Below are 8,898 nucleotides of genomic sequence, written 5' to 3'. Positions count from 1 at the left end.
AGGAATGTAAGGGGCTGACAAGTGCCTTTTTTTTGCATCTGATCTAAGCACTTTTACGCTGCAATTCTAGGCATTTTTAGTATGCAATAAACAGACGGTATGTGATTTACAGATGAGGCCCGTTCATGAGGGTGCCTGTCAGTTTGTGAAGATTAGCGGAGAATTTCAGTTTTATTCTATGTAAAATTAGGTACAAATGTTGAATAACCAAACAGTTAGCGTTGCAGAACCTTACCGGCATAGGTTCACTTCAAAAGCTTGGCTATGGTCTGGTTGAAGTAGTGAATAAAAGCAAGTATCTGCTCCTTTAGAAGGAAAGTTGCCTCTACGGAGGAGTCGCCGAACCAAAATGCTAAAGGACTGTGGACGAAAGAGCAACTGCGAGCATTTATCCAAGAGAATAACCCGGTTACCGCTCAGGGATGCACAGACTTGTTCGCAGAAATGTTGCAGGAAATGCTGGAGGCCGGTGCTCTCCACAACCTTTGCACAGAAAGTATCTGTGACCCCTATACGTGAAGAGCACTGCCAGTTTGTTAAAGTTACGCACCACTTTTATGTACAGGATCTGTAAAACGAAAAACATGCTGGTATGACCCGAGACGGTTGGGATGGATTGGAATCCTCATAATATTAAGGAGGCTCTTGATATGAATATGAACAATAACAATAACTTTAATGCAAATACCGTAAGCAGAAATAATGTGTACACTAACTGTATTGGAAATACCGCAAGCGGAAATACGATGAACAACAACTTTAATGGAAATCAAAATTTCCTAAGCAGTACTGCTATACCTTCGGCAAATAATGGAGTTGTCAAAAAAAGTGCAGTTTGAAAACACCCTAATACAGAAATCCCGTTACTAAGCTGCTTGTGACAGCATTCTTTCGCGATAAATAGCTGGGGGCCACCCCCCCGGATTAGAGGTGTAGATCCGCCGTCTGTTGTAGTAGACCATGATGTATCTGAAGATGATCGATTTAATATAGGCCATCGGATAGCGCTCCGTGTTGATCTTGTACAGCTTCTCTTTCTTTAGCGTAGCAAAAAAGCTTTCCATCCTTGCATTGTCATAGCAACGTCCTGTGCCGCTCATGCTCTGAATGGCCCCTCGTTTAGCCAGACCCTCTCGGAATGCATGGCTCGTGAATTGGCTGCCTCGATCGCTGTGATACACCATTCCGCGAGCATTTCTTGCTTTACAGGCGTTCTCAAAAGCTTGGATGCACAGTTCCTTGCGCATGTTGTCGTCCATGGCGAGGCCCACGATCTCTCCGTTGAAACAATCCAGTACCGCGGACAGATATAGCTTGCCATCTGAACAAGGGACTTCGGTGATATCCGATAGCCACTTTTGGTTGGGTGCTGAGGATCTGAAGTCTCTCTGGATCAGGTTCTCGCTCTTTTGAGCTGCGGCATCCTCGCGTGTAATGCCGTTTGGATGACGCTTGGCTTTCTTCAGCAGGCCGTGCTTCTTCATAATTCGATAGACGGTACTGTAGCTGGTCGTGATATCTATTTGTGACAGCGCCAGCAGAATACGCTGGACACCGTAATTACTGTTGTCTTCATGTTCTCCAATGATTTCTTTAATGTTGACCAGAAGGCGTTGCTGCCGCTCTTGTTTGGGTGTGGGCTTCAAGCTACGGTAATAGCCCGATTCGCTGACAGCAAGTACTTCGCACATCTCCTTGACGATCCATCGATCCCGTCGTTCACGGATGTAAGCATAGAGCTGGCATGCCTTTACCGCTTCCGGTCTTTTGCGAAAAAACCGAGTGCGTCCTTGAGAATTTCATTCGCGCGGCGCAACTCGCCTATTTCTCTTTCTAATTCGATTTCACGCGCAGTCTTATCGGCAGATGCATAAGTCCGACCGCTCCCGATATGCGCTCCGTCGCCGTGCAGGGTTCTTCGCTTTCTCCATTCCTGCAAGGTATAGTAGGATACGCCTAACTGCTCGGCGGCTTTCTTTGGTCCAATCTCATCGCTCAATCTTACTGCTTCTTCTTTGAATGCTTTGTCGTACCGATTCATTGTCTCTCGTCCCCTCGTTAGCTTTCATTTTATTTCATATGAGGGGGTTTTTCGACTGCATTTTTATCGTAGCACTCCATAATACAATGAAACAAACTCTCGCCTGAATTCTCGGAAGTGGATGAAAAAGCAGGCGAGAAAATGGTGTCTTGTTAGGAATCTATATACTCATGCAACAAATATTTTTATTTGTTGACCCGTATCGAATACTTACTCAAAGACAAAAGTAAATATAAAATTTAAGGTTTAATAAAGAGGAACATCATTTATTGGAATCAAGATGATATTCATTATATCAAGGGGACTAGATGTAGTTGCCCCGGAAACTTGTAACTGCAATTCTCTCGCCGTTCCTGATACAGAAAAAGGCGTATTAAAAATTAAATCTATAAATTTTGAATCATTGTCTATAACTCCTTCGTTGTCAGTACCTGTATTGATCTGATTTGCTGATCCTACAGGATAATTCTCATATATTGCAACTATACTTGATGCAGTTCCAGATACTCTTAAAACTAATCTGTATATAACTGAACGAGCTGCGCTAAGTCTATACTTTATTATAGCCCTGTTAATTACTCGCAGTGAATCACCATTATTCCCATAATTTTCTTGAATATACAAATATGAATTGATGTTGACTGTATCCAGATGCAATGGAGATATAGTAAAACCGGTACTATCTGTAGGTGCTTCATGGACTATGGTACCACGTATATTTGTAAAATCATCATAATTGGTTTTCCTATTATAAATAGCGATCACTTTATTTACACCATTAGTAGAAGTTATGGCTCTATTTTCTCCAAAATATAACGGACTTATATCTGTATTTGTTCCGTTTACTTGTACAGTTGCAGAAATATTTGTAATATAATAATCTGGATAAAATGTCTGACCACTAGAATAGTTGGTTCCAAGACCGCACACACTATCATTACTTATAAAGACGTCACTACGAACGAATCCGCCAACTCCCGCTGTCCCCAATGAAGTTAATTCATTGAATCGAGTAGCATAATAGGGTACTTCTAACGGATTTCGTAGTGTACAATTGATTGGGATCTGCGTAAAGTCTACTGGTATATCAGCTCTAGCTTGTTGTTGTACTAGTTGATCGAGTTCGGTTGTAGAAAGCTGTTGGCCAATTTGTGGTCCATTTACCCCACCGATATAAGAGGCGGTAATATTATTAAGTCTATCTTGAATGTATCGTCCAAAGATAGGATTATTATAAGTCCAACGTATGGCATACCCTGATACACCAGACAATACATAATTCGCTCTTGTCTGAATATAAGAGTTAAAGAACGGCCAATAGGAGATCGAATATTCCCCCTCATTCACCTTATTATCGCCTATATTATATAAATTTGCACTTGTGCTTACATATAGGTTTACATATTTAAGCAATGACCAAATTGAAACAAAATCTAGTACATTTATTGTCATAAACGTTTTAAATTGTAGCATGTTTTCTAAAGTAGCTCTTGGATAAAATCTTGCTCTAAATTCCTTATCATAGGTGGATAGAGCATAATTTGAATACTCTGCTACATATTCTTTAAGATATCGCTTATACGTGTCTAATTGAGCTTTGGATAAACCCCATTCATCAGCATGAATGATAACATCTCGTATAAAAGTTAAATGAAGATTGGCCGCTTGTGCAAATAAAGGTAACAATAATACTTCATAGCCACGTACTTGGAACTGTGGCAATCTATTAACAAATACTTGTTGCATGGTATTAATTGAATCTATAATTGCAGCTGGTGAAATCCCAACTCTATTTTGTAAAAAATCATTGACTTGGTCGTTAAAGGTTTGTAAGCTATTTTTCAAACCTACGAGTTCCTGGTTCACACGATTCCAGGTTGAAGTATCAAGCTGTTGCTGAACATATTCTTGTGTGGCTCGTATAATCTCCTCCATCATTGATGTACTGTTATTTGGAAATAAAAGGTCTGTCAATAGTGTTAAAAGTCTCTTCTGTCCTACTTGTTTTAATGCATTAAGAAGGGTACTGGTAACGACACCTACAATTGGTGTTATAAACAAAGAAGAACTATTTTCTTTCCATTCTGTCCATTCTCTCATTATTTCTTGTGTTGTTCTACTACGAAAAGGATCTTTTCTCTTTGCATTTATGGGAATAAAATCAGAATCACATATAACATTGTTATCTATAGGAGTTAAACCATTCGTAACTAAGTCACCACGAATAATTTCGTTATTTATTGGATCTAAACAATTAGGAACAGGTTCATTACAAATAATATTATTATTTGCCGAAGGTATAGCAGTACTGCTTAGGAAATTTTGATTTCCATTAAAGTTGTTGTTCATCGTATTTCCGCTTGCGGTATTTCCAATACAGTTAGTGTACACATTATTTCCGCTTACAGTATTTGCATTAAAGTTATTGTTATTGTTCATGTTCATATCAAGATCCTCCTTAATATTATGGGGATTCCAATCCGTCCCAACCGTCTCGGGTCATACCAGCGTGTTTTTCTTTTTACAGATCCTGTACATAAAAGTGGTGCGTAACTTTAACAAACTGGCAGTGATCTTCACGTATAGGGGGCACAGATACTTTCTGTGCAAAAGTTGTGGAGAGCACCGGCCTCCAGCATTTTGTGCAACGTTTCTGCGAACAAGTCTGTGCATCCCTGAGCGGTAACCGGGTCTCTTGGATAAATGCTCGCAGTTGCTCTTTCGTCCACAGTCCTTTAGCATTCTGGTTCGGCGACTCCTCCGTAGAGGCAACTTTCCTTCGACTCAAGATTTGAAGGAGCAGATACTTGCTTTTATTCACTACTTCAACCAGACCATAGCCAAGCTTTTGAAGTGAACCTATTCCGGAAAGGTTCTGCAACGCTAACTGTTTGGTTATTTAAGCATTTCAGTACTATATAGTTGTTCCCCCTTAATAAATAATAATGGGTGTTGAGCAACAACATTTGTACCTAACTTTACATAGAATAAAACTGAAATTCCCCAGTAATCTTCACAAACTGACAAGCTCCCTCATGAGCGGGGCTCAGGTGTAGATCACATACCGTCACATATTGACAATCGATATGAACATCGGGTAAACTTCCGACACTACACTTGAGTACATGATCTACACATACACTCCCCTCACAACAAAGTGAGATTTCTTTGGCATGGGGCTCAGTAAAACATTTTTCCCGCTTCCCCTTTGGTTTGACTTCAATATTGATAAGAAAAGGAATGCAGCCTTTGACCTTTAACACGTGTAAATCGACTTCGGCATGGCCACAGTCTTCGACCTGCACCGTTTTGCGGCACGTCTCTTTGATTGTGGCTAGGCAGTCAAGATTGTATGCCATCTTAGGATGAGCTGGAGATACGAGTTCAAATCCATGAGGAATGGAGACGACGCAACAGAACGGAACCTTTTGTTTTTTTTCGGAACAATGGGTCGCTGACTCTAACTGATTATAAAGGGAATCCTCACGCTTTGTGTTCAAGTGGTTATCCCTCCCTTCCATCGTTATGATAAGTTTTATTTGGAGTACGTTGTATCTTATGCTATGCGTATTAAAAAGTTCTCCGCTTTTATCGTAGCCAGCGGCAAACGATTGAAATCGGGCGCCTTTACGGTAAATGGGAAGGACAGAATGAAACTGCTGCTCGTTCCCCCTTCTCCAACATAAAAACGTGCAGGCCCTTTGCGTTTCAAAGGACACTGCACGTCGCATTGCTATAGCTATTCAGTTCGTTAGAGCTTCGGCCCGGCCCTGTTCAATCAGCCGCTGAGCCCGCTCCGCTTCTTCCGCCGTCGGCGACGGAATGCCTTCCAGCGGGTACTTCTCGCCGAGCTGCTCCCATTTATATATCCCCATCTGATGGTATGGCAGCACATCCACCTTCTCGACGCCTTGCAGCGAGCCGATGAAGCGGCCAAGATTCCGTAGATCCTGCTCATCGTCGTTCATCGTCGGCACGAGCACATGCCGGATCCACATCTTCTTGCCGTGGTCTGACAGCCAGCGCGCTGTCTCCAGGGTGCGCGTATTCGGCACGCCGGTCAAGGCCAAGTGCTTGTCATTGTCGATATGCTTGATATCGAGCAGCACCAGATCGGTGAGGTCGTACAGTTCGCTCAGCTTCGTCACGTCGTTAACGCCGTTCGTATCAAGCGCCGTCGCCAAGTTCCAATGCTTCTTCACCTGCTTGAACAGTTCCTTCACGAAAGCTGCCTGCAATGTCGGCTCCCCGCCCGATACCGTCAAGCCGCCGCCGGAGCTGCGATAATAGGGAAGATAAGTCTCGATCTCCGCGAGCGCTTCTTCTACGGACATCTCGGTGCCGTTGTTCAGATCCCACGTATCCCGGTTGTGGCAATATTTGCACTTCAGGGCGCAGCCCTGCATGAACAGAATGAAGCGGATACCTGGCCCATCTACTGTTCCGAACGTTTCTACGGAGTGAATGCGTCCCATCATGTCGCTCACGGTCCCTTCTCTTCCGGTTCACAAATCTAATTACATGCTGCCGTGGAATGTGCGGTTAATCACATCGAGCTGCTGCTCGCGCGTCAGCTTGATGAAGTTGACCGCATATCCGGATACGCGAATCGTCAATTGCGGATAATTTTCCGGATGTTCCATCGCGTCAAGCAGCTGCTCGCGAGCGAACACGTTGACGTTCAAGTGATGCCCCTTGCTGCTGAAATAGCCGTCCATCATCGACGTCAAGTTCGACTTGCGCGATTCGAGCTCCTTGCCGAGCGCCTTCGGCACGATGGAGAACGTGTTCGAGATGCCGTCAAGGCTATGCTCATAAGGCAGCTTCGCGACGGAACTGAGCGATGCCAGCGCTCCTTTGCGGTCGCGGCCGTGCATTGGGTTCGCTCCTGGAGCGAACGGCTCGCCCGCTTTGCGTCCATCCGGCGTCGTACCGGTCTTCTTCCCATAGACGACGTTCGACGTAATCGTCAATACGGATTGGGTTGGGAGCGCATTGCGGTAGGCATGATGCTTCCGAATCATATTCATGAACGATTCCACCAGGTCGATCGCGATGCTGTCAACGCGGTCGTCATTGTTGCCGTAGCAAGGATATTCGCCTTCTGTCTCGAAGTCCACCGCGATGCCTTGCTCGTTGCGAATCGGTCTAACCTTCGCGTATTTGATGGCGCTAAGCGAGTCGGCTGCAACCGACAGGCCCGCGATGCCGCATGCCATTGTCCGCAAAATTTCACGGTCATGCAATGCCATTTCGATGCGCTCGTAGCTGTATTTATCATGCATATAGTGGATGACATTCAGCGTGTTCATGTACAGCTTCGCCAGCCACTCCATCATCTGCTTGAACCGCTTGGCGACTTCGTCGTAATCCAGCACTTCGCTCGTAATTGGAGGCAGCTCCGGTCCGACCTGCACGCCCATCTTCTCGTCCTTGCCGCCATTAATCGCGTACAGCAGACATTTCGCCAAGTTGGCGCGGGCGCCGAAGAATTGCATTTGCTTCCCGATGCGCATCGCGGATACGCAGCAGGCGATACCGTAATCATCGCCATAGATTGGGCGCATCAGATCATCGTTCTCATACTGAATCGAACTCGTCTCGATCGATACTTTGGAACAATATTTTTTGAATGCTTCCGGAAGCTTCGTCGACCACAGCACCGTCAGGTTCGGCTCTGGGGCCGGTCCGAGATTGTACAGGGTGTGCAGGAAGCGGAAGCTGTTCTTCGTGACGCGGGTTGAGCCGTCCACGGCCATGCCGCCGATCGATTCGGTTACCCATGTAGGGTCGCCGCTGAACAAATCATTATAGTCCGGCGTACGCAGGAATTTGACGATACGGAGCTTCATGACGAAATGGTCGACCAGCTCTTGGGCTTCTTCTTCGGTCAGCGTTCCTTCCTCCAGATCCCGTTCGACATAAATATCGAGGAAAGACGATACGCGTCCGAGCGACATTGCCGCACCGTTCTGCTCTTTGATCGCGGCCAAGTAACCGAAGTAGACCGATTGGAAAGCTTCCTTCGCATGTTGCGCCGGCTTGGAAATGTCGAAACCGTGCATTTCAGCCAATTGCTTCAATTCCTGCAGCGCCCGGATCTGCTCCGACAGCTCTTCGCGGTCGCGGATAACGTCATCTGTCATGACGTCAACTTCCAGATCCTTTAGATCCTTCTGCTTCATCTTAATAAGGAAATCTACCCCGTACAATGCGACGCGGCGGTAGTCGCCGATAATGCGTCCGCGCCCGTATGCGTCCGGCAAGCCAGTAATGATGCCGGCTTTGCGGGCCATGCGCATGTCAGAAGTATATGCATCAAATACGCCTTGGTTATGCGTCTTGCGAATATCTGTGAACATCTTGATAATTTCTTCCGGCATTTCGAAGCCATACGCTTTGCAAGCGTCAATCATCATCTTGATGCCGCCGAACGGCTGGATGGAACGGCGGAACGGAGCATCGGTCTGCACGCCGACCACTTTCTCTTTATCCTTATCCAAATAGCCTGGCTTATGCGAGGTAATTGTCGATGGCGTATGGACATCGACATCCCACACGCCGCCGCGTTCACGCTCTTCCTTCGACAATTGGCTTACGATATCCCATAGATCTTTCGTGTTCTGGGTTGGTCCGACCAAGAAAGATTCATCACCATGATAAGGCTGGATGTTGTTCTCCAGAAAATTTGGCACATCCACGTGATTTTGCCATTTTCCCGTTTTGAATCCACGCCATCCTTTTGCTTCTGTGTTATTACGTTCCATCACCGACATCGTAATCCCTCCATACTGTTTACTTTTCGTATGTGCTGACAACAGAAGGCGCCACCCAACATGGTTCTTTCTATCCTTAAC

The 8,898-nt window shown here is 45.3% G+C and carries 7 protein-coding genes; 1 reads left to right on the top strand and 6 read right to left on the bottom strand.

What is annotated here, in order from left to right:
• The first annotated feature begins 650 nt into the window (after positions 1-650).
• Positions 651-839 (top strand): hypothetical protein, encoded by a 189-nt coding sequence (locus tag PPOP_RS14130; RefSeq protein ID WP_006287187.1) that lies wholly within the window; start codon positions 651-653, stop codon positions 837-839.
• A gap of 27 nt (positions 840-866) precedes the next feature.
• Here PPOP_RS14130 and PPOP_RS14125 read toward each other — a convergent pair whose 3' ends face one another.
• From PPOP_RS14125 to pflB, 6 genes are all read right to left on the bottom strand, one after another.
• Positions 867-1,703, bottom strand: a complete 837-nt coding sequence (locus PPOP_RS14125; protein ID WP_234399846.1) for an IS3 family transposase — start codon at positions 1,701-1,703, stop codon at positions 867-869.
• 47 nt (positions 1,704-1,750) lie between these two features.
• Complete coding sequence (locus tag PPOP_RS14120; RefSeq protein ID WP_006287185.1) at positions 1,751-2,041, bottom strand: transposase; 291 nt, start codon at positions 2,039-2,041, stop codon at positions 1,751-1,753.
• 246 nt (positions 2,042-2,287) lie between these two features.
• Positions 2,288-4,486: an insecticidal delta-endotoxin Cry8Ea1 family protein gene (locus PPOP_RS14115; RefSeq protein ID WP_006287184.1), complete on the bottom strand. Its 2,199-nt coding sequence runs from the start codon at positions 4,484-4,486 to the stop codon at positions 2,288-2,290.
• A gap of 533 nt (positions 4,487-5,019) precedes the next feature.
• On the bottom strand, positions 5,020-5,541 hold the full coding sequence (locus tag PPOP_RS14110; RefSeq protein ID WP_042228964.1) for an ABC transporter permease: 522 nt from the start codon (positions 5,539-5,541) through the stop codon (positions 5,020-5,022).
• A 243-nt stretch (positions 5,542-5,784) separates the two neighbouring features.
• A complete protein-coding gene (gene pflA, locus PPOP_RS14105; RefSeq protein ID WP_042228951.1) occupies positions 5,785-6,519 on the bottom strand; it encodes a pyruvate formate-lyase-activating protein in 735 nt (244 codons plus the stop codon).
• 39 nt (positions 6,520-6,558) lie between these two features.
• Positions 6,559-8,817, bottom strand: coding sequence for a formate C-acetyltransferase (gene pflB / locus PPOP_RS14100; protein WP_042228948.1), 2,259 nt, complete (start codon positions 8,815-8,817; stop codon positions 6,559-6,561).
• Positions 8,818-8,898: the final 81 nt, after the last annotated feature.

It is taken from the genome of Paenibacillus popilliae ATCC 14706, assembly GCF_000315235.1.
GTDB classification, from domain to species: domain Bacteria; phylum Bacillota; class Bacilli; order Paenibacillales; family Paenibacillaceae; genus Paenibacillus_B; species Paenibacillus_B popilliae.
This window is presented reverse-complemented; position numbering and strand designations above follow the sequence as displayed.

Bases quoted from the DNA above. Each gene is read 5' to 3' on its own strand.
- PPOP_RS14130 (WP_006287187.1), top strand. From the start codon at position 651: ATGAATATGAACAATAACAATAACTTTAATGCAAATACCGTAAGCAGA.
- PPOP_RS14120 (WP_006287185.1), bottom strand. From the start codon at position 2,041: ATGAATCGGTACGACAAAGCATTCAAAGAAGAAGCAGTAAGATTGAGC.
- PPOP_RS14115 (WP_006287184.1), bottom strand. From the start codon at position 4,486: ATGAACATGAACAATAACAATAACTTTAATGCAAATACTGTAAGCGGA.
- pflA (WP_042228951.1), bottom strand. From the start codon at position 6,519: ATGATGGGACGCATTCACTCCGTAGAAACGTTCGGAACAGTAGATGGG.
- pflB (WP_042228948.1), bottom strand. From the start codon at position 8,817: ATGTCGGTGATGGAACGTAATAACACAGAAGCAAAAGGATGGCGTGGA.